Origin of the sequence: Streptomyces sp. JJ36 (assembly GCF_021696945.1) — a bacterium.
Lineage (GTDB): Bacteria > Actinomycetota > Actinomycetes > Streptomycetales > Streptomycetaceae > Streptomyces.
Map to the genome: position 1 here is coordinate 1 of NZ_JACYHE010000080.1, position 19,691 is coordinate 19,691.

Below are 19,691 nucleotides of genomic sequence, written 5' to 3' on the forward strand. Positions count from 1 at the left end.
GGGCGCGGCAGCCTGCCGACCGCGCCGGGCACGGCCGCCCCGTACGGGCCCCGGGCACGGCCGTCCCGTACGGGGCGGCCGCCAGACAGCCCGCGACCCGGCGGGGCGGCCGGCCGGCGGCTGACGGGCAGCCCGGCCACCGGGCCCGGCCCGGCGGCCGGCGGCGCGGGCGGAGACGACGGTGGGCCACCGGAGGCAAAGGGGGACCCGGGGGCACCCGGTGGCAGCCGCCGTACCGCACTCGCCTCGGCGCTCGGCGTCGGCGTGGCCGTCGTCGCGCTGCTGCTCACCCTGCTCACCCAGCGTCACGACGCATAGTTGAGTGCTTCCGACTCAACTTGTTGTACGCTGGATATGGCAACCCATCCGGACGCACGCAGACGGGCGGCACCGCCGCCCGGCGCGACCCCGAGCAGGAGGAGGAGCGCACGACCGTGGACGCCGAGCTGACCAACAGGAGCCGGGACGCGATCAGCGCGGCCAACGACCGGGCCGTCACCGACGGTCACCCGGACATCACCCCGGCCCATCTGCTCCTCGCCCTGCTGGAGGGCGAGGAGAACGAGAACATCCAGGACCTGATCGCCGCCGTCGACGCCGACCAGGCCGCGCTGCGCTCGGGCGCCGAGCGGCAGCTCGCCGGCCTGCCCCGGGTGCAGGGCTCGACCGTCTCCCGGCCGCAGCCCGACCGGGCGCTGCTCGCCGTGATCGCCGACGCCTCGCAGCGCGCCAAGGACCTCGGCGACGCCTACGTCTCCACCGAACACCTGCTCGTCGGCATCGCCGCCAAGGGCGACCGCACCGGCGAGCTGCTGGCCGAGCAGGGCGCCACGGACAAGCGGCTGCTGGAGGCGTTCGAGCGGGTGCGCGGCGGCCGCCGCGTGACCACCCCGGACCCCGAGGGCACGTACAAGGCGCTGGAGAAGTTCGGCACCGACTTCACCGCCGCCGCCCGCGAGGGCAAGCTCGACCCGGTCATCGGCCGGGACCAGGAGATCCGGCGCGTCGTGCAGGTCCTCTCCCGGCGCACCAAGAACAACCCGGTGCTCATCGGCGAGCCCGGCGTCGGCAAGACCGCCGTCGTGGAGGGCCTGGCCCAGCGCATCGTGAAGGGCGACGTCCCCGAGTCGCTGAAGGACAAGCGGCTGGTCGCGCTGGACATCGGCGCGATGGTGGCCGGCGCGAAGTACCGCGGCGAGTTCGAGGAGCGGCTCAAGACGGTGCTCTCCGAGATCAAGTCGAGCGAGGGGCAGATCATCACCTTCATCGACGAGCTGCACACGGTCGTCGGCGCCGGCGCGGGCGGCGACTCCGCCATGGACGCGGGCAACATGCTCAAGCCCATGCTGGCCCGCGGCGAGCTGCGGATGGTCGGCGCCACCACCCTCGACGAGTACCGCGAGCGGATCGAGAAGGACCCGGCGCTGGAGCGCCGCTTCCAGCAGGTGCTGGTGGCCGAGCCGACCGTCGCGGACTCCATCGCCATCCTGCGCGGGCTCAAGGGGCGCTACGAGGCCCACCACAAGGTGCAGATCTCCGACGGCGCCCTGGTCGCCGCCGCCTCCCTCTCCGACCGCTACATCACCTCCCGCTTCCTCCCCGACAAGGCCATCGACCTGGTGGACGAGGCGGCCTCCCGGCTGCGCATGGAGATCGACTCCTCCCCGGTCGAGATCGACGAGCTGCAGCGCGCCGTCGACCGGCTGAAGATGGAGGAGCTGGCGCTGGCCAACGAGACCGACCCCGGCTCCGTCGAACGGCTGGAGCGCATCCGCCGGGAGCTCGCCGACCGCGAGGAGGAGCTGCGCGGCCTCACCGCCCGCTGGGAGAAGGAGAAGCAGGGCCTGAACCGCGTCGGCGAACTCAAGGAGCGCCTCGACGAGCTCCGCGGCCGCGCCGAGCGCGCCCAGCGGGACGGCGACTTCGAGGCCGCCTCCCAGCTCCTCTACGGCGAGATCCCCACCCTGGAACGCGAGCTGGACGAGGCCTCCGCCGCCGAGGAGGAGGCGGCCAAGGACACCATGGTCAAGGACGAGGTCGGCACCGACGACATCGCCGACGTCGTCGCCTCCTGGACGGGCATCCCGGCAGGCCGGCTGCTGGAGGGCGAGACCCAGAAGCTGCTCCGGATGGAGGAGGAGCTCGGCCGGCGCCTCATCGGCCAGACCGAGGCCGTGCAGGCGGTCTCCGACGCGGTGCGCCGCAGCCGCGCCGGGGTCGCCGACCCGGACCGGCCCACCGGCTCCTTCCTCTTCCTCGGGCCGACCGGCGTCGGCAAGACGGAGCTGGCCAAGGCGCTGGCGGACTTCCTCTTCGACGACGAGCGGGCCATGGTCCGCATCGACATGAGCGAGTACAGCGAGAAGCACTCGGTCGCCCGGCTGGTCGGCGCCCCGCCCGGCTACGTCGGCTACGAGGAGGGCGGCCAGCTCACCGAGGCCGTGCGGCGGCGCCCGTACAGCGTGATCCTGCTGGACGAGGTGGAGAAGGCGCACCACGAGGTCTTCGACATCCTCCTCCAGGTGCTGGACGACGGCCGGCTCACCGACGGGCAGGGCCGCACGGTCGACTTCCGCAACACCATCCTGGTGCTCACCTCCAACCTCGGCAGCCAGCACCTGATGGACCCCCTGGAGAAGCCCGAGGAGAAGCGGGAGAAGGTGCTGGCCGCGGTGCGGTCCGCCTTCCGCCCCGAGTTCCTGAACCGGCTGGACGACCTGGTCGTCTTCTCCGCCCTCTCCCCGGACGAGCTGAGCAGCATCGCCCGGCTCCAGGTGGAGGCACTCCAGCGGCGCCTCGCCGACCGGCGGCTCACCCTGGAGGTCGCCCCCGACGCGCTGGCCTGGCTCGCCACCGAGGGCAACGACCCCGCCTACGGTGCCCGCCCGCTGCGCCGGCTGGTGCAGACGGCGATCGGCGACCGGCTGGCCCGGGAGATCCTCTCCGGGGAGGTACGGGACGGCGACACGGTGCGCGTCGACCGGGCTCCGGACGGCGACGGGCTCGCCGTGGGGGCCGTACGCGACTGACGGGCGGCCCCGGGCCCGGGCGGCCCCGCGCACCACGGGCTCATCCGTGGGCCCGGGGCTGCCCCGGGCCCGTCCCCGGCGCACCCGGGCCGTACCGGGCGTCTCCGGCGCGCCCGGGCTGCTCCCGTGGCGCCGGGCCGCACCCCGGCGGCCGGGGGCCGTCCGTACGGGCGCCGGCCGCCGCCCGTACGGCCCTGCGCACGGTGACCGGCAGCACGCACCCGGCGCCCGCACGGAGCCACCGGTCACCCGGCCCTTCTCCCACCCGGTCGTCACTCCGACGGGCCGCTTCCGGGGTTGCGGGCCCCGGGCCGTCATGAGGGAGGATGGCGATATCCGTATGAAGGGAAATCCACGGTGAGCATCGACCCGTCCTCGATTCCGAATTTCGGGGGCCAGCAGCCCGATCCGCAGCAAGAGAGCGGTCCGGCCGGGCCTGTCGTGCCCGACCAGGACCTGGTCAAGCAGCTCCTCGACCAGATGGAGCTGAAATACGTCGTCGATGACGAGGGCGACCTCGCCGCGCCGTGGGAGCAGTTCCGCACCTACTTCATGTTCCGCGGTGAGCAGGACCAGCAGGTCTTCTCGGTCCGTACGTTCTACGACCGGCCGCACGGCATCGACGACAAGCCGGCGCTCCTCGAGGCCATCGACGACTGGAACCGCCGCACCCTCTGGCCGAAGGTCTACAGCCACACGCACGACGACGGCACCGTCCGGCTCGTCGGCGAGGCCCAGATGATGATCGGCATGGGCGTCTCGCTGGAGCACTTCATCTCCAGCACCGTGAGCTGGGTGCGCGCCTCCATCGAGTTCGACAAGTGGCTCGTGGACCAGCTCGGCCTGGAGAAGGACGCCGAGTCCGGCCCCGACTCCGGCCCGCCGGAGGGCTGACTCCTCCGGCGGCACCGAGCCCCACCCGGCGCCCCCGGACCCGCCCCCGCGGGCCCGGGGGTGCCTGCCTGTGCGGCCCCCGCCCGCCCCGGGCGGCGGTCAGCGGCCGGTCAGCGGGCCTGGAGGCGGGCCACCGCCTCCTTCAGCACCTCCCGGCGCTTGCAGAAGGCGAAACGGACCAGGGAGGCGCCCTCCTCCCGGTGGTCGTAGAAGACCTGGGTGGGCACCGCCACCACGCCGCAGCGTTCGGGCAGGCCGAGGCAGAAGTCCAGGCCGTCGGCGGTGCCGCCCAGCGGGCGGATGTCCGCGGTGACGAAGTACGTGCCGGCGGGCCGGTGGACCCGGAAGCCCGCCTCCGCGAGGCCCGCGGAGAGCAGGTCGCGCTTGTCCCGCAGGTCGTCGCGGAGACCGGTGTAGTAGGACTCCGGCAGCCGGAGCGCCTCCGCGACGGCGTACTGGAAGGGCCCCGCGGAGACGTAGGTGAGGTACTGCTTGGCGGACCGCACCGCCGTCAGCAGCTCCGGCGGGGCCGTCACCCAGCCGACCTTCCAGCCGGTGAAGGAGAACGTCTTGCCCGCGCTGCTGATGCTGACGGTCCGCTCCCGCATGCCGGGGAAGGACGCCAGCGGCAGATGCTCGCCGTCGAAGACCAGGTGCTCGTAGACCTCGTCGGTGACGGCCAGCAGGTCCCGCTCGTGGCAGAGCTCCGCGATCGCGGCCAGCTCCTCGCGGCGGAGCACGGTGCCGGTGGGGTTGTGCGGGGTGTTCAGCAGGATCAGCCGGGTGCGCGGGGTGACGGCGTCCCGGAGTTCGTCCAGGTCCAGGTGGTAGGCGCCGTCCGCGCCGGGCCGCAGCGTCACCGGCACCCGGGTGCCGCCGGCCATGGCGATCCCCGCGGCGTACGAGTCGTAGTACGGCTCCAGGGCGATCACCTCGTCGCCGGGCTCCAGCAGGCCCAGCAGCGCGGCCGCGATCGCCTCGGTGGCACCGGCGGTCACCAGCACCTCGCGGTCCGGGTCCCAGCCCAGGCCGAGGTGTCCGTAGAACCGCTCCTGGTGTGCGGCGACGGCCTGCCGCAGCTCGGGGACGCCGGGCCCGGGCGGGTACTGGTTCCCGCGGCCGTCCCGCAGCGCCCGTACGGCGGCCTCCCGCACCTCCTCGGGGCCGTCCGTGTCCGGGAAGCCCTGGCCCAGGTTGAGCGCGCCGGTGCGCTGGGCCAGTGCGGACATCTCCGCGAAGATCGTGGTGCCGAACTCGGCGAGCCGGCGGTTGAGCAGGGGGCGTCCGTCCGTGGCCGGTTCCGTGGAGGCGGTCATGGCGCACATCCTGCGGGAAGGCGCGGGCCGGGACAACACCGGCGCGGGGTGGCGCGCGGCGCGTGGCGGGCGCCGGGCGCGGGGGCCTCGCGGGGGCCGGGCGCGGTCCGGCCGCCGCGCCGTCCGGAGCGCGGGCCTCCGCAACAGGCTCTGGTCTTCCTCAACTCCGGTGTGCAACCGCTTCTCACGGGCGATACGTCTTCAAGGACGGACAGTGCGGGCGCACGCGTTAAGGGGGGTCACGATGTCAGTAGCGGTGGTGTTCCTGGTCGTGGGGGGCCTGGTGGTCTTCTTCCTGGTGGTCGCGCAGGCCAGTGCAGACGGGAGCGGCGGCCGGGCCGGCGGCGGATACGTCCCGGGCAGGGGGAGCGGCGACGCCGGCGGGTCCGACGGCGGCAGCTTCGACGGCGGCGGAGGAGGCGGTTTCGACGGCGGCGGCTTCGGTGGAGGCGGCGACGGCGGCGGGGGTGGCGGGGGTGGCGGCTGCTGACCGGCCGCCGGTGGGCCGGGTGCGCAGTGGACCGGGGCCCGGGGGACGGCGAGTCCTCCGGGCCCCGGGCCCGGGGTCACACGAGGAGTTCGAAGCCCGCGACGACCATGCGCGCCTGGTGCCGCACCTGGTCGTCCACCGGCACCCAGCGCGCCTCGAACTCCTCCTCGAAGGCGCCGCTCCACCGCCGCACCAGGCGGTCCAGTTCGTCGCGCAGCCCCGCCGCCTCCCGCCCGGGGACGCCGTCCAGCGCCGTGTGCACCATGGCGGCGGCCCGTAGCGGGATGCGCCAGGTGACGGCGTCCAGCGAGGCGGCCTGCCCCGCGGTGAGCGGCGCGACCGGCCAGCCGGCCGGTTCCGCGGAGAGCCGCATCCATTCGTCGGCCATCGGGGGGCAGACCCCGGCGGCGGCCTCGGCGCCGCGCAGCAGGGCGTCCGCGGGGTGTCCGGGCGGCACCAGCGGGCGGGCGCCGTCGAGCAGCGCGGCCACCCGCAGCCCGCGGCCGCGGAGCCGCCCGGCGCGAACGGCGACGGTGTGCCGCGGGTCGGGTACCGGGGTGCCGTCCCCGACGGACCAGGACATCCACATCGGCGCTTCGACGACCAGGGTGGTCCCGCCGTGCCGGTGCGGGTAGTACCAGGTGGACCGCGGCACGTCCTCGAAGAGGGTGGCCGGGGGCGTCGCGGCGCCGGGCCCGAACTCCGGCAGGACGAAGACCCCGGGGCCCGCGGATTTCCAGTAGAGCGTGTCGATGTTGCTGATTTCGACCGGAATCCCGAGGTCCGCGGTGGACTTCATGAACGGTTCCGTGAGCCCGGGGATGTGCCGGGTCGACTGGACCCAGGCGCCGCCCACGTCGTGCCCGTGCAGTGAGCACTGCAGAAATGGCCGGATTTCTTCGACGACATTCTCGAGCGCGCGGCTTTCCGGCAACCTGTTTCCGCTCGTACCGAGCGACGGGGCCCATTCGGGCTGTTCCGTACCGGTCGGCCGGAAGAAGACGCGGTGGCCGTCGAGGACGGTCGGCGGGTGCGGCACGGCGTTTTCGTTGAGCCGCGTGCCGTCCGGGTCGAGACAGAGCAGGAAATGCCAGCCGGCGTCCTGCCGGGCGCGCAGCGCCGGGTCCCGCAGGGCCCGTTCGGCGAGGTGGAGCACGGTGGCGCCGCCGACGCGCTCGTTGGCGTGCGGTCCGGCGACGACCAGGACGTGGCGGGCGGCGGCGGCCGCGGGCGGGGCCTGCGCGTCGGGGGTGACGGAGAGCAGCAGCAGCTCCGTGCCCTGCCGGGATCTCCCCACGGGCCGCAGCGCGCAGTGGCCGGGGTGGCGGTCGGCGAGCGCGCGGGCGGCCGCGTACAGCTCGTGGAGCGAGGGATAGGGGTGGAAGGAGGGGCGGTGGCCGGTGGGTCCGGTACGGGGGCCGCTGGGCTCCGCGGCGGAGGAGGACGGCACGGGTCTGGCTCTCTCCCGGGTGGGCGGTCGGGGCGACGCGATGGCTGGGCACCGGGCGGAACGCACGCCGTGGGAGCCGCCGGAACGCGGCTCCCACGGTGGGTGGCCAGGGCGATTGCCGGTGCGGTGGCGCGGTCGCTCAGGTGCCGCCGCTGTTGCTCAGCCCGGTGGTCTCCTTCTTTTCCAGCGGGCGTATTTCCATCTTCTGCGGCATCGACGCTCCTTCCACGCTGAATGAGGACGTGCATAAGGGCCTTGTCAGTACTTCATGTACACCGCACAGTGTCAAGGCGGGTTCTGGACGCGCCGGAAGCCGGGGCGGGGAGCGAAGGGCAGACGTATGTCGGTGACGATAGAAATGCTGGCCAGGCCTCGGGTGAAGCCGGAACACCGGCCGTACCGGACGGCGGACGGCAATGTGCGGATCGGCAGTGTGGTGTACGGAATCGGAGCGGAAGTCTCCGATCCGGAGGGCTGGATATGGACTCTCACCCAGGCGCTGGACGGCACCCGGAGCGTACGGGAGGCGGTGGCCGCGGTCGCGCTGCGGCATCCGGAGCGGGCGGAGGCGGAGCTGCGGGAGGCGATGCAGACCCTGCTGGAGGCGGGGTTCCTGGAGGACGCGGCGGCCGCGGCCGGTCCGGGGTTCTCGCCCCGCGAGCGGGAGCGGTACGGGCGCGGGGTGACGCTGCTGCGCTGGATGGACCTGACGCCGCGGGCGGGCGCCTGGGAGCTGCAGGAGCGGTTACGGGCCGCCCGGGTGCTGCTGATCGGGCTGGGCGGCACCGGTGGCGCGGCCGCGCAGGCCCTGGTGGCCTCCGGGGTGGGGAGGCTGCACTGTGTGGACCCGGACGAGGTGGAGCTCTCCAATCTCAACCGTCAGCTCCTGTTCCGCGAGGCGGACATCGGGCTGCCCAAGGTCGCCGTCGCGCTCGCCTCGCTGCGGGCGCTCAACTCCGAGGTGACCGTCACCGGGCACCGCGGCGCGGTCGGCAGCGCGGCCGATCTCGCCGGGCTGCTGGCCGGGGCGGACCCGGCGGACGACGGCGCGGGTCCGGGGGACGCGGGCGACGGCGCGGGTCCGGGGGGCGCGGGCGACGGCGCGGAAGCGGCGAACGGCGCGGGCGCGGGGCAGGGGGCGGGCGCGGCCGTCCCGCCCGGCACCGGATCCGGCTACGACCTGCTGGTGCTCGCCGCCGACCAGCCGCCGGAGATCCGGCGCTGGGCCAACCGCGCCTGCCTGGCGGCCGGCGTGTCCTGGGTGGACGCGGGCTACCGCGGCCCGCTGGTCACGGTCGGCCTGCACGTGCCGGGCCGGGGCGCCTGCTGGGAGTGTCACCACGCGGCGGAGGCCGATCGCCGTGACCTCCGGCTCGGGCCCGGGCAGGACGAGTCGGCCGCCTCGCCGCGCATGCCCTGGAACCCGGTGAACGCGGTGACCGCCGGGCTCTCCGGCAGCCTGCTCGCGCACGCCGCGCTCACCCTGCTGACCGGCGCCCCGCCGGTGGAGCCGGGCTTCCGTACGGGGGTCAATCTGATGGCTCCGGAGGACCAGGTGACCGAGCGGTTCGGGCGGCGTGCCGACTGCCCGGCCTGCGGGGCGGGCGTGGCCGGGGGATTCGACCCGGCCGGGCCGGGGAAGCCTGTGTCCTGACCCCGCCCCGTGGCGGGAAGCCGTGTGCCGTCCATCGACCGGGGAGAGCCGTGCCGCCGTTCCTGCCCGGCCTGTCGTTCGCGCGGGAAACAGGGGACGGCTGCGACGGGGGTGGCCGCTGCTGAGTCACGGTGCCGGCGGGGGGCACGGGAGCTCGGTACTCCCTTGGTGCGCAGGCGAGTTGAACAGGTGACCACCCCTGCCCCCGCGCGGATGGAACCCGGACACGGTTGGGCAAAAACGCTGTGTCCATGGCGCATTGCGTGATTCGGTGATTCTCACCCCCCAGATCCCACTCCACTGCGTCTTGCGGAGCCGACCCATGCTCACCACTCTCAAGACCGCCTACAGCGACACCCGCGCGGGTGACCTCGCGTGGGCGCTGGGGCGCGAGCCGCTGCCCGCGCTCGCCTCGCTGGATCTCGAACTCTCGGGGGCCAAAGTGCAGTTGCGGCTCCTCGGTGCCTCGCATCAGGTGCTGCTGGACGAGACCTACGGCGGATGTTCGGAGACCGTCGCCTGCATGCCGGGCAGCAGCTCGCCGCTCCCGGTCGGCGTGTCGAAACAACTCGGCGACTGGGAATACGAGTTCGCCGCCCGCGTCGAGACCCTGTCGCCCGGCTCGTTCCGCGGCCGTGCGCAGGAGTTGCTGGCGCTGGTGGCCGACCATCCCCACGGGCTCGCCGGGACCTTCCCCGGGAACCCGCACGCCTTCACCGCACTGCTGGTCCAGCGGGACACCCGGAACCAGGTCCAGTGGCGGACCTGGCACTCCTATCCGCAGGAGCACCGGCTGGTCTCCACCCGCACCCGGGTGGGCGGCCGTGTCCGTCGCCCGCGGAGTCCGGTGGGCCGGGACCGGCACTCGGAGAGAGCGCTGGCCTGAGACGCGGGCGGTGGGCTGCCGGGCGCTTCGGCGGGACCTGCGGTGCGGACGGACGGGTGGTGTGCGGCGGCGTGTGCACGGGGCCACGGGTGCACGGGTGGTGCGGGACTCGCGGGGCGCCGTGGGGCGCGAATTCACCCGGGCGAGTGAACAAGGTGCCCGGGGGCGTCACCTAGCGTGCGTAGCATGACCGAGCGGCCCGCCAGACCGGCCCGGCTGCCCGTACCGGCCGGCGTGGGGCGGGGCGTCGTGCTCCTCTCGGTCTTCGTCTGTGCCGCCTGCGGGCTGGTGTACGAGCTCGAGCTGGTCGCCCTCGCCTCGTACCTGGTCGGCGACTCGGTCACCCATGCGTCCGTCGTGCTCTCCGTGATGGTCTTCGCGATGGGCGTCGGCTCGCTGCTGGCGAAACGTCTGCGCTGCTGCGCCGCCGTCGGCTTCGGCGTGATCGAGGCCCTGCTGGCGCTGGCCGGGGGAGGCTCCGCGATGGCGCTGTACGCCGCCTGGGCCTGGTTCGGCGCGTCCTCCGCGGCGCTGGTCCTCGTCGCGGCCGTCATCGGCGTGCTCATCGGTGCCGAGATGCCGCTGCTGATGACGCTGATCCAGCGCATCCGCGCGCAGGACGCGGGGGTGGCCGTCGCGGACCTCTTCGCCGCCGACTACGTGGGCGCACTCGCGGGCGGCCTCGCCTTCCCCTTCCTGCTGCTGCCGTTCTTCGGCCAGTTGACCGGCACCCTGCTCACCGGCGTGGTGAACGCGCTGGCCGGCGGCGTGGTCGTGCTGTGGCTGTTCCGCCGCGACCTGACCGCGCGCGGCCGGTGGGCGCTGCTCGCCGTGAACGCCGGGGTGCTCGCCCTGCTGGTGCTCGCCGGGTTCTGCGTCGGGCCGTTCGAGCGCGCCGCGCAGCGCGCGGTGTACGGCGCGGACGTCCGGGTCGCCGTGGACACCGGCATGCACCGGGTGGTGCTCACCGGCCGGACCGGGGCCGGCGGCCGCCGCGGCAGCGGCACCCACCTGCTGGAGCTCTTCGTCGACGGACGCCTCCGCCTCTCCTCGGCGGACGAGGAGCGCTACCACGAGGCCCTGGTGCACCCGGCGCTGACGGGCGGCCCGTCCGGCAGGGTGCTGGTGCTCGGCGCGGGCGACGGGCTGGTGCTGCGGGAGATCCTGGACCGGCCCGGGGTGCGGGAGGTGACCCTGGTCGCCCGCGACCCCGGCGTCGTCGCGCTCGGCCGCACCGACCCGGTGCTGACCCGCCTCAACCGGAACGCCCACCGCGACCCCCGGGTACGGGTGGTGACCGGCGACGCCTTCCGCCGGCTCCGGGACCGCCCGGCCGGAGCCGCGCCGTACGACGTGGTCGTCTGCGACCTGCCGGACCCCCGGATCTCCACGGTGACCAGGTTCTACAGCCGCGAGTTCCACGGACTGGTGGCCCGGGCCCTGGCCCCGGACGGGCGGCTCGTGGTGCACGCCGGCTCGCTCACCGCGCGACCGCGGGACTTCTGGACCGTGGAGGCGACCCTGCGGGCCGCCGGGCTGCGCACCACCCCGTACACCGTGTCCGGCCGGGTCTCCGGGCGGACGCCCGGCCCCGGCCGGACCCGGACCGGCGGGGACGGGCCGGGCCCGCGCGACTGGGGTTTCGTGCTCGCGCACCGCGGCCCGGGAACGCCACCCGTGCGGCTCGGCCCGCGCGTGCAGCGGCCCCGCCTCGGCGCGCTGAGCCCGGGCGCCCTGCGGTCCGCCGTGGCCCGGGCGGACCGCGCCCGGCCGCGGGGCGCGCCACCGGCCTCCACGCTGATGCGGCCGCGTTTCGTGGGGTGACCCGGCGCCGGGCCCGGGAACGTGCCGCCCCGGCACCGGAGCCCGCCGACGAGCGCGCAGTGTGGCGAAGCGGTGACGCCCGGTGGTGAATCCGCCGGACGGGTCACCCCCGGGGGGTCCGGTGGGTACGCTCGGCCCATGGAGCACGAGGTGTACGTTCCGTTGTCCGTCGAGTCGGTGCGGGCGGCGCTCGCCGAGCGGGAGCGGGTGGGGCGCTGCGTGCCTGGTCTCCAGCTCGACGCCGGCTCCGCCGGGGGCACGGGCCTGCGGGGCCGCCTGCGGGTGCGTGCCGGCGGTTCCACCATCACCTACCGCGGCCGGCTGACCGTGACGCCGGTCGGCGACGGCTTCTCCGTGAAGGCCTCCGGCGAGGAGGTGCGCGGCAGCGGCACGGTGAAGCTCACCCTCAGGGCCCAGCCGCGGACCGGCCCGGACGGCACCGGCACCCGGCTGGTCTTCGCCGGGAAGGTCACCGGGGACGGCCGCCTCGCCGACGTGGAGGACAAGGCGGCGGCCTCGGCCGGCCGCCGTCTGCTGGACCGTTTCTGCGCCGCACTGGCGGAGAGCGTACGCGAGGAGCCGCCCACCGGCGCCGGCCCGGACGGCGGCCCCGAGCAGGCGGGCGGGGACGGCGCGGCACCCGGCGTGGAGGCACCGGAGCCGGCGGACGCCGGGGACACCGCGGGCCGGGACGCGGGCCGGGACGAGGACGAGCTCCACATCGACGCCCGCCAGGCCGCCGGCCTCGGCGAACCGGACGACAACGACCCCGCGATCCCCAACATCCCCGGCCCGGAGAAGGGCGAGCGCGACAACCGCGGCACCGCCGGCAAGGACCGGAAGCGGCCCGCCGACGACGACACGGCCCGGGAGGACGCCCCCGGGGACGCCGCCCCGGGCGGCGGCGAGCAGCCCCCTGGACGGGGTCAGTCCGCCCCCGGGGAGGGCCCGGCCGAGCACGACGGCTCCCCGGCCGCCGGCGCGGGCGGCGACGAGGGCGGTGACGAACCGGAGGGTTCCCGGCTCTTCGAGGCCGAGATCCCGCCGCCCTCCCTCGACCCGCTCAGCGAGGGCGGCCCCGAGGCCGCCGACGTCCCGGCCGAGGGCACGGACGACGAACGGTCCGGTGCCGAGGCCGCCCATGCGCGGCGCACCATGATCGGGCGCAGCGCGGAGGAGGTCGACCACGCGCCGCCGCGCGGGCGCTACGCCCCCGAGCCGCCGCCGGAGGCCGGCACGGCGGGCGAGACACTGCGCTGGGCCGCACCGGCCGCCGCGCTGGCCCTCGCCGGAGCCGTGGTGCTCTCCCGCGCGCTGCGCCGCCGCCGCTGACGGTTCCGCCGACGGCACGCCGGCACCGGTACGGGCGCCGCTGCCCGCGCCGGACCGGCACCGGACCGGCCAGCCGAGCGGTCCGGGACCGCGTCGAGGGCCCGCACGCGTCCGGGCCCGCAGCAGGCCCGCAGCGGGGGTCCGGAGGAGCCCACCGGGCGGGGCCCGCCCCGCGTGCCGTGCACGGCAGATGGCGTACCGTCACGGATATGACTCAGCCTTCCGCCTCCGACGACGCCGTGAAACTGCAGGCCGCCGACGCCGAGCTGGTCGTCGAGCCACGGAACGGATGCCGCCTCGCCTCCCTCCGGCTCCGCGGCACGGAGCTGTTGCGGCAGGGCGAGCGCCACGGCTGCTTCGTCATGGCCCCGTGGTGCGGGCGTACGGACCACGGCCGGTTCCGGAACGGCGGCGACCTGCTCCAGCTCCCCGTGCACCCCGGCGCCGCCCCGCACGCCATGCACGGCACGGTCCGGCACATCCCCTGGCGAACGGTGCGGGCGGACGAGCGGTCCGCGGCCTTCACGGTCGCCCTGACGGACCCGTGGCCGTGGGAGGGCCGGGTCACCCAGGTGGTGGAACTCGCCGAGGACGGCTCCGGGCTGACCCTCACGCTCGGTGTGGAGACCGCGGACGTGTCCTTCCCCGCACAGGCGGGCTGGCACCCCTGGTTCCTGCGGAACCTCGGCGGCGAGGACGTGCGGATCGACTTCGATCCCGAGTGGCAGGAGGAGCGCGGCGCCGACCACCTGCCCACCGGCCGGCGCATCGCCCCGCAGCCCGGCCCCTGGGACGACTGCTTCGGCATGCCGCAGGGCGTGGACGTCACCCTGACGTGGCCGGGGGAGCTGGAGCTGAAGGTCGGCAGCCGGGCCGAGTGGGTGGTGCTCTACGACCGGCAGCCCGAGGCCGTCTGCGTCGAGCCACAGTCGGGACCGCCCAACGGGCTGAACACGCTGCCCCGCTTCGTCACGCCGATCGAGCCGCTGGAGATGAGCACGAGCTGGACGTGGCGGCACCTGTGACGCCCCCGGACGCCCCGGCACCCGGGGCGTCCGGGCCGCTCCCGGGGCCTCGTCTAGGCTCGTGGCCATGGACGACACGCGTGCGGAGCTGCTGCGGCAGATCAAGGACAAGGCCGTGGTGCACGGCCGGGTGACCCTCTCCTCCGGCATGGAGGCCGACTTCTACATCGACCTGCGCCGGGTCACCCTGGACGGCGCCTCCGCCCCGCTCACCGGCCAGGTCATGCTGGACGCCACCGCGCATCTGGAGTACGACGCGGTCGGCGGGCTCACCCTGGGCGCGGACCCGGTCGCCTCCGCCATGCTGCACGCGGCCGCCGCACGCGGGCGGAAGCTGGACGCCTTCGTCGTGCGGAAGGCGGGCAAGGCCCACGGGCTCCAGCGGCGGATCGAGGGGCCGGACGTCGCCGGCCGCCGGGTGCTGATCGTCGAGGACACCTCCACCACCGGGAAGTCGCCGCTCACCGCCGTGGAGGCGGCGCGGGAGGCGGGGGCCGAGGTGGTCGCCGTCGCGACCATCGTGGAGCGCGGCGCGGCCGAGGCGATGGAGCGCGCGGGCATTCCCTACGTCCACGCCTACGACCTGGCCGACCTCGCCCTCTCCTGAGCCGGCCCCCACGGCCGCCGGGTGGTCACACCGCGTAGTTTCACGTGAAACCCTCACGCCCGCCGGGCCGTGCCCACGGGGGCTGGAGCATCGGCGGCCGTCTGGGAAGATGGGGGCGACGATGACGTCGCCCTCATGCTCAGGCCCGGGTCAGGGCCCCCGCACACCGGCTCATCACAAGGAGTGACAGATGCCCATCGCAACCCCCGAGGTCTACAACGAGATGCTCGACCGGGCGAAGGCCGGCAGGTTCGCCTACCCGGCGATCAACGTCACCTCGTCCCAGACGCTGCACGCCGCCCTGCGCGGCTTCGCCGAGGCGGAGAGCGACGGCATCATCCAGATCTCCACCGGTGGTGCGGAGTTCCTGGGCGGCCAGTACAGCAAGGACATGGTGACCGGCGCCGTCGCGCTGGCCGAGTTCGCCCACATCGTCGCCGAGAAGTACCCGGTCAACATCGCCCTGCACACCGACCACTGCCCGAAGGACAAGCTGGACGGCTATGTACGGCCGCTGCTGGCCGTCTCCAAGGAGCGGGTCGCGGCCGGCCGGAACCCGCTCTTCCAGTCCCACATGTGGGACGGCTCCGCCGAGAACCTCAAGGACAACCTGGAGATCGGTCAGGAGCTGCTGGCCGAGGCCGCCGCCGCGAAGATCGTCCTGGAGGTCGAGATCACCCCGACCGGCGGCGAGGAGGACGGCGTCACCCACGAGATCAACGACGAGCTCTACACCACCGTCGACGACGCGCTGCGCACCGCGGAGGCCCTGGGCCTGGGCGAGAAGGGCCGTTACCTGCTGGCCGCCTCCTTCGGCAACGTGCACGGCGTCTACAAGCCGGGCAACGTGGTGCTCCGCCCCGAGCTGCTGCGCGACCTGCAGGACGGCGTCGCCGCGAAGTTCGGCAAGCAGGAGCCGTTCGACTTCGTCTTCCACGGCGGCTCCGGCTCCACCGACCAGGAGATCGCCACCGCGCTGGAGAACGGCGTGGTGAAGATGAACCTGGACACCGACACCCAGTACGCCTTCACCCGTCCTGTCGCGGACCACATGTTCCGCAACTACGACGGCGTGCTGAAGGTCGACGGCGAGGTCGGCAACAAGAAGACCTACGACCCGCGGAGCTGGGGCAAGGCCGCGGAGAAGAGCATGGCCGAGCGCGTGCAGCTCGCCTGCACCAACCTGCGTTCCACGGGCACGAAGCTCGCGTGACGCCCGCGGCGCCCGTGCGCTGGTGACGCCCGCGGCGCCCATGACGCCCGGCGTCGCGGTCCCGCGCACGCCCGCCTGAGCGCGCGACCCGCTCGCCACCCCGGGGCCCGGCACCCGCCACCGTGCGGTGCCGGGCCCCGGCGCGTCCCGGGCCGGGCGGGGTGCCCGGACCGGAACGTGCGCGGGGCGCGAGCGCCTCGTGGCCCGCGCGCTCTCGCGCGGCTCGCCGGTCCTGCGAAACTGGAGACATGACCGTTCACGAGAACCTGCTCGGGGGCCCGCCCCCGACCCACCTGCCCGACGACCCCGAGCCGCGCGAGCTGCTCGCCTCCGGGACCGCGCCGGCGGAGGTCGCGGCGAAGCACCCGACCTCGTCCCTGGCGTGGGCGCAGCTCGCCGACGACGCCTTCGCGGCCGGCCGGGTCGTGGAGTCCTACGCCTACGCCCGTACGGGCTACCACCGCGGCCTGGACGCGCTGCGCCGCAACGGCTGGAAGGGCCACGGCCCGGTGCCCTTCGAGCACGAGCCGAACCGCGGCTTCCTGCGCGCCCTGCACGCCCTGGCACGGGCGGCCGGGGCGATCGGGGAGAAGGACGAGCACGAGCGCTGCACGACCTTCCTCAAGGAGAGCTCGCCCACGGCTGCGGCGACCCTCTCCTGACGGCTCACCCGGCGCTCTCCTGACGCCTCCCGGCCCCGGCGCCCGCGTGCGGCGCCGGGGCGGTACGGCCCCCGGCAGGCCCGGCGGCGCCGCGGGCGGCGGGCCCGCACTTGTCGCGCTCGCCTCCGTTCCCCGATGATGTCCGTGGACCCGGACCGGCTCAGCGTGCCGCGGGTCCGAGGGGACCGGGGCTCCACCGTCGACGGGAGAGGAGCGGACCGCTACCCGGACGCCACGTCGAGGAGACAGCGATGTCGCACGACACCCATGCTCCCGGGGCCCCGGACGCCCCGCGGAACCCCGCCCCGGAGGGCCGTCCCGGCACCGGGGACACCCCCGGCGACCAGGCCCCCCACCTGGACTTCGCCGGCACCACGCCCTACGAGGACTACGTACGGGCAGACGTCCTCACCCACCTCCAGCACCCGCTCTCGGACGACCCGGGCGAGATGGTCTTCCTGGTGACCACGCAGGTCATGGAGCTGTGGTTCACCGTGATCGTGCACGAGTGGCAGACCGCCGCCCAGTCCCTGCGGCAGGACGACCTGCGCGGCGCGCTGGCCGCCCTCAAGCGCTCCACCTACGAGCTGCAGTCGCTCAACGCCTCCTGGGAGCCGCTGGCCCACCTCACCCCCGCCCAGTTCAACGCCTACCGCTCGGCCCTCGGCGACGGCTCCGGCTTCCAGTCGGCGATGTACCGGCGCATGGAGTTCCTGCTCGGCGAGAAGTCGGCCTCGATGCTGGTGCCGCACCGCGGCGCGCCCCGCGTCCACGCCGAACTGGAGAAGGCGCTGCACGAGCCCAGCCTCTACGACGAGGTGCTGCGGTACCTCGCCCGGCGCGGCGAGGACGTGCCCGAGCAGGTGCTGCACCGCGACGTCAGCGCCCGCTACGAGCCGGACCCCGGCGTCGAGGCGGTCTGGGTCCGCGCCTACGCCGCGGAGGGCGCCGCAGCGGACGACCCGGACCGGCCGGCCGACGCCGGCACCGCCGCGGTGGTGCGGCTCGGCGAGGCGCTGACCGAGGTCGCGGAGCTGGTCTGGCGCTGGCGCAACGACCACCTGGTCGCCACCCGCCGGGCCATGGGCTCCAAGACCGGCACCGGCGGCTCCGCCGGGGTGGCGTGGCTGGAGAAGCGCGCGGCCAAGAACGTCTTCCCCGAGCTGTGGACGGCGCGCAGCCATGTCTGAGCCGCGCACCTCCGCCCCCGAGTCCGCGGCCGTCCCCGGCACCCCGGACGGCACCCCGCAGACCCCCGCGGCCGCCGCGCCCGCCCCCGCGCCGGCGGGCCGTACCCCCGCCGCCGAGGCGGCCGAACGCGACGCCGCCGATCCCCTCGCCGCCCACCGCGCCGCCTTCGTGCTCGACGACGACACCGTCTACCTGGACGGCAACTCGCTCGGCGCCCTCCCCCGCTCCGTGCCCGGCCGGCTCGCCGAGGTGGTCGCCCGCGAGTGGGGCGAGCTGCGCATCCGTTCCTGGACGGAGGCCGGCTGGTGGGAGGCGCCGGAGCGGGTCGGCGACCGCATCGCGCCGCTGGCCGGCGCCGCCCCGGGGCAGATCACCGTCTCCGACTCGACCAGCGTCAACGTCTTCAAGGCGGTGATCGCCGGGGTCCGCCTCGCCCAGCGGGAGTCCCCGGACCGCACCGAGATCCTCGTCGACGAGGCCACCTTCCCCACCGACGGGTACGTCACCGCCTCCGCCGCCCGCCTCACCGGCTGCACCGTACGGCCCGTACCGGTCCACGAGACGGCCGCCGCGGCCGGCCCGCGCACCGCGGTCGCCCTGCTCAACCACGTCGACTACCGCACCGGCGAACTCCACGACCTGCCCGGCCTCACCGCCGCCGTGCACCGGGCGGGCGCCCGCGTCGTCTGGGACCTGTGCCACAGCGCGGGCGCGCTGCCGGTCGGCCTGGACGCGCACGGCGTGGACCTGGCCGTCGGCTGCACCTACAAGTACCTCAACGGCGGCCCGGGCGCGCCCGCCTTCCTCTACGTGCGCGACGAGCTGCAGCCCGGCTTCGACACCCCGCTCCCCGGCTGGAACTCGCACGCCGACCCCTTCGCCATGGTCCCCGCCTACGAACCCGCCGCCGGGGCCGTGCGCGGCCGGGTCGGCACCCCGGACATCCTCTCGCTGCTGGCGCTGGAGGAGGCGCTCACGGTGTGGGAGGGCGTCGACCTGGACGCCGTACGGGCCAAGAGCCTGGCGCTCACGGACTTCTTCCTGCGGTGTGTCGAGGCGTACGCCCCCGAGGGCACCGTGCAGTCCGTGACGCCCGCCGCGCACCACCGCCGCGGCAGCCAGGTCTCGCTGCGGTGCGCCGGTGCGGAGGACGTGATGCGGGAGCTGATCGCGCGGGGCGTCGTCGGTGACCACCGCCGCCCCGACGTGCTGCGCTTCGGCTTCACCCCGCTCTACACCTCCTTCGCGGACACCGAACGGGCGGCCCGTACGCTCGGCGACGTGCTGCGCGGGACACCGGGGGCCGCGGCACGGAACGCACCCGAGGAGGACACCGCTTGACCGAGGGCGTCGGCCGGGAGTGGGAGGCGCTGGCCGGGCTGGACCCGGCCGTGCCGGACCGCACCGAGCGCTACGGGCCGCATCCGTCACAGGTGATCGACCGGTACGCCCCCGACGGCGGGCCGCGCGTCACGGTGCTGCACGGCGGCTTCTGGCGCGAGGCGTACGACCGCACCCACCTCGCCCCGCTGGCCGGTGCCCTCGCCGGGCACGGCTACGCCGTGGACCTCGTCGAGTACCGGCGGGTCGGCGGCGACGGCGGCTGGCCGCAGACGGCCGAGGACGTCGACGCGGCCCTCGACCACCTCGGCGGGCCGCCGCACGTGCTGCTCGGCCACTCCGCCGGCGGGCAGCTCGCGCTCTGGGCCGCCTGGAAGCGGGAACAGGCGGCCACGGCCCGGGTGCTCGCCGTCGCCCCCGTCGCCGACCTGCGGCGCGCCCACGAACTCCGGCTGAGCGACGGCGCGGTGGCCGCCTTCCTCGGCGGCCCCGAGCAGGTGGCCGCGCGCCTCCCGGAGGCGGATCCGATGCGGCTCTTCCCGCGGGTCCCGGTCGAGATCCTGCACGGCACCGCCGACCCGGACGTCCCGGTGGAGCTCTCCCGCCGCTACGCCAACGACTGGGGCGCCCGGCTCCACCTGCTCTCCGGCACCGGCCACTTCGCCCCCCTCACGCCCGGCACCCCGGCCTTCGGCGTCCTCCTCGACGCCCTCCGCTGACCCGGGCCGGAGCCGTGTGCCCGGCCGCCGGCCGGGGCCCGTGACCTGCCGGTACGGG

16 protein-coding genes and 1 pseudogene are annotated in these 19,691 nt (G+C 75.2%); 15 read left to right on the forward strand and 2 right to left on the reverse strand.

All coding sequences use genetic code 11. The features are described 5' to 3' along the window. The 3 genes and pseudogenes from HOY81_RS23035 to HOY81_RS23045 form a co-directional block, all read left to right on the forward strand. Positions 1-318: pseudogene (locus HOY81_RS23035) on the forward strand (hypothetical protein); the annotation flags it as partial. A 116-nt stretch (positions 319-434) separates the two neighbouring features. Next, positions 435-3,029: an ATP-dependent chaperone ClpB gene (gene clpB, locus HOY81_RS23040; protein WP_237322609.1), complete on the forward strand. Its 2,595-nt coding sequence runs from the start codon at positions 435-437 to the stop codon at positions 3,027-3,029. A 357-nt stretch (positions 3,030-3,386) separates the two neighbouring features. Next, positions 3,387-3,923, forward strand: coding sequence for a YbjN domain-containing protein (locus tag HOY81_RS23045; protein WP_237322575.1), 537 nt, complete (start codon positions 3,387-3,389; stop codon positions 3,921-3,923). 110 nt (positions 3,924-4,033) lie between these two features. On the opposite strand, the gene HOY81_RS23050 is transcribed toward HOY81_RS23045, so the two are convergent. Further along, the gene (locus tag HOY81_RS23050) at positions 4,034-5,248 is read right to left on the reverse strand and encodes a pyridoxal phosphate-dependent aminotransferase (RefSeq protein WP_237322576.1); all 1,215 of its coding nucleotides are present in this window, start codon (positions 5,246-5,248) and stop codon (positions 4,034-4,036) included. Positions 5,249-5,483: 235 nt separating this feature from the next. Between HOY81_RS23050 and HOY81_RS23060 the strand changes: the two genes are divergently transcribed. After that, a complete protein-coding gene (locus tag HOY81_RS23060; RefSeq protein ID WP_272893194.1) occupies positions 5,484-5,729 on the forward strand; it encodes a hypothetical protein in 246 nt (81 codons plus the stop codon). A 76-nt stretch (positions 5,730-5,805) separates the two neighbouring features. Here the strand turns inward: HOY81_RS23060 and HOY81_RS23065 are convergent, their stop codons facing one another. Beyond that, positions 5,806-7,179 carry a M14 family zinc carboxypeptidase gene (locus HOY81_RS23065; RefSeq protein ID WP_237322577.1) on the reverse strand — a complete coding sequence of 458 codons (1,374 nt, stop codon included), beginning with the start codon at positions 7,177-7,179 and terminating at the stop codon, positions 5,806-5,808. A gap of 358 nt (positions 7,180-7,537) precedes the next feature. Between HOY81_RS23065 and HOY81_RS23070 the strand changes: the two genes are divergently transcribed. From HOY81_RS23070 to HOY81_RS23120, 11 genes are all read left to right on the forward strand, one after another. Further along, positions 7,538-8,833 (forward strand): ThiF family adenylyltransferase, encoded by a 1,296-nt coding sequence (locus tag HOY81_RS23070; RefSeq protein ID WP_237322579.1) that lies wholly within the window; start codon positions 7,538-7,540, stop codon positions 8,831-8,833. A gap of 322 nt (positions 8,834-9,155) precedes the next feature. After that, entirely contained in the window at positions 9,156-9,719 is a 564-nt protein-coding gene (locus HOY81_RS23075; RefSeq protein WP_237322580.1) for a DUF2617 family protein, read from the forward strand. A gap of 186 nt (positions 9,720-9,905) precedes the next feature. Further along, positions 9,906-11,543: a polyamine aminopropyltransferase gene (locus HOY81_RS23080; RefSeq protein WP_237322582.1), complete on the forward strand. Its 1,638-nt coding sequence runs from the start codon at positions 9,906-9,908 to the stop codon at positions 11,541-11,543. A gap of 138 nt (positions 11,544-11,681) precedes the next feature. Beyond that, a complete protein-coding gene (locus HOY81_RS23085) occupies positions 11,682-12,875 on the forward strand; it encodes an SRPBCC domain-containing protein (protein WP_237322584.1) in 1,194 nt (397 codons plus the stop codon). 209 nt (positions 12,876-13,084) lie between these two features. Next, on the forward strand, positions 13,085-13,900 hold the full coding sequence (locus tag HOY81_RS23090; RefSeq protein WP_237322586.1) for an aldose 1-epimerase: 816 nt from the start codon (positions 13,085-13,087) through the stop codon (positions 13,898-13,900). 67 nt (positions 13,901-13,967) lie between these two features. Continuing rightward, positions 13,968-14,507, forward strand: coding sequence for an orotate phosphoribosyltransferase (locus HOY81_RS23095; protein ID WP_237322588.1), 540 nt, complete (start codon positions 13,968-13,970; stop codon positions 14,505-14,507). A 190-nt stretch (positions 14,508-14,697) separates the two neighbouring features. Next, positions 14,698-15,720 carry a class II fructose-bisphosphate aldolase gene (gene fbaA / locus HOY81_RS23100; protein ID WP_237322590.1) on the forward strand — a complete coding sequence of 341 codons (1,023 nt, stop codon included), beginning with the start codon at positions 14,698-14,700 and terminating at the stop codon, positions 15,718-15,720. A gap of 248 nt (positions 15,721-15,968) precedes the next feature. Continuing rightward, a complete protein-coding gene (locus tag HOY81_RS23105; RefSeq protein ID WP_237322592.1) occupies positions 15,969-16,382 on the forward strand; it encodes a DUF3151 domain-containing protein in 414 nt (137 codons plus the stop codon). 251 nt (positions 16,383-16,633) lie between these two features. After that, positions 16,634-17,572, forward strand: a complete 939-nt coding sequence (locus tag HOY81_RS23110) for a tryptophan 2,3-dioxygenase family protein (RefSeq protein WP_237322595.1) — start codon at positions 16,634-16,636, stop codon at positions 17,570-17,572. Then, positions 17,565-18,914, forward strand: a complete 1,350-nt coding sequence (gene kynU / locus HOY81_RS23115; protein WP_237322597.1) for a kynureninase — start codon at positions 17,565-17,567, stop codon at positions 18,912-18,914. Before HOY81_RS23110 ends, kynU begins: the two co-directional genes overlap by 8 nt. Further along, positions 18,911-19,633, forward strand: coding sequence for a S9 family peptidase (locus HOY81_RS23120; RefSeq protein ID WP_237322599.1), 723 nt, complete (start codon positions 18,911-18,913; stop codon positions 19,631-19,633). The genes kynU and HOY81_RS23120 overlap by 4 nt, the downstream gene beginning before the upstream one ends. The last annotated feature ends 58 nt before the right edge of the window (positions 19,634-19,691 follow it).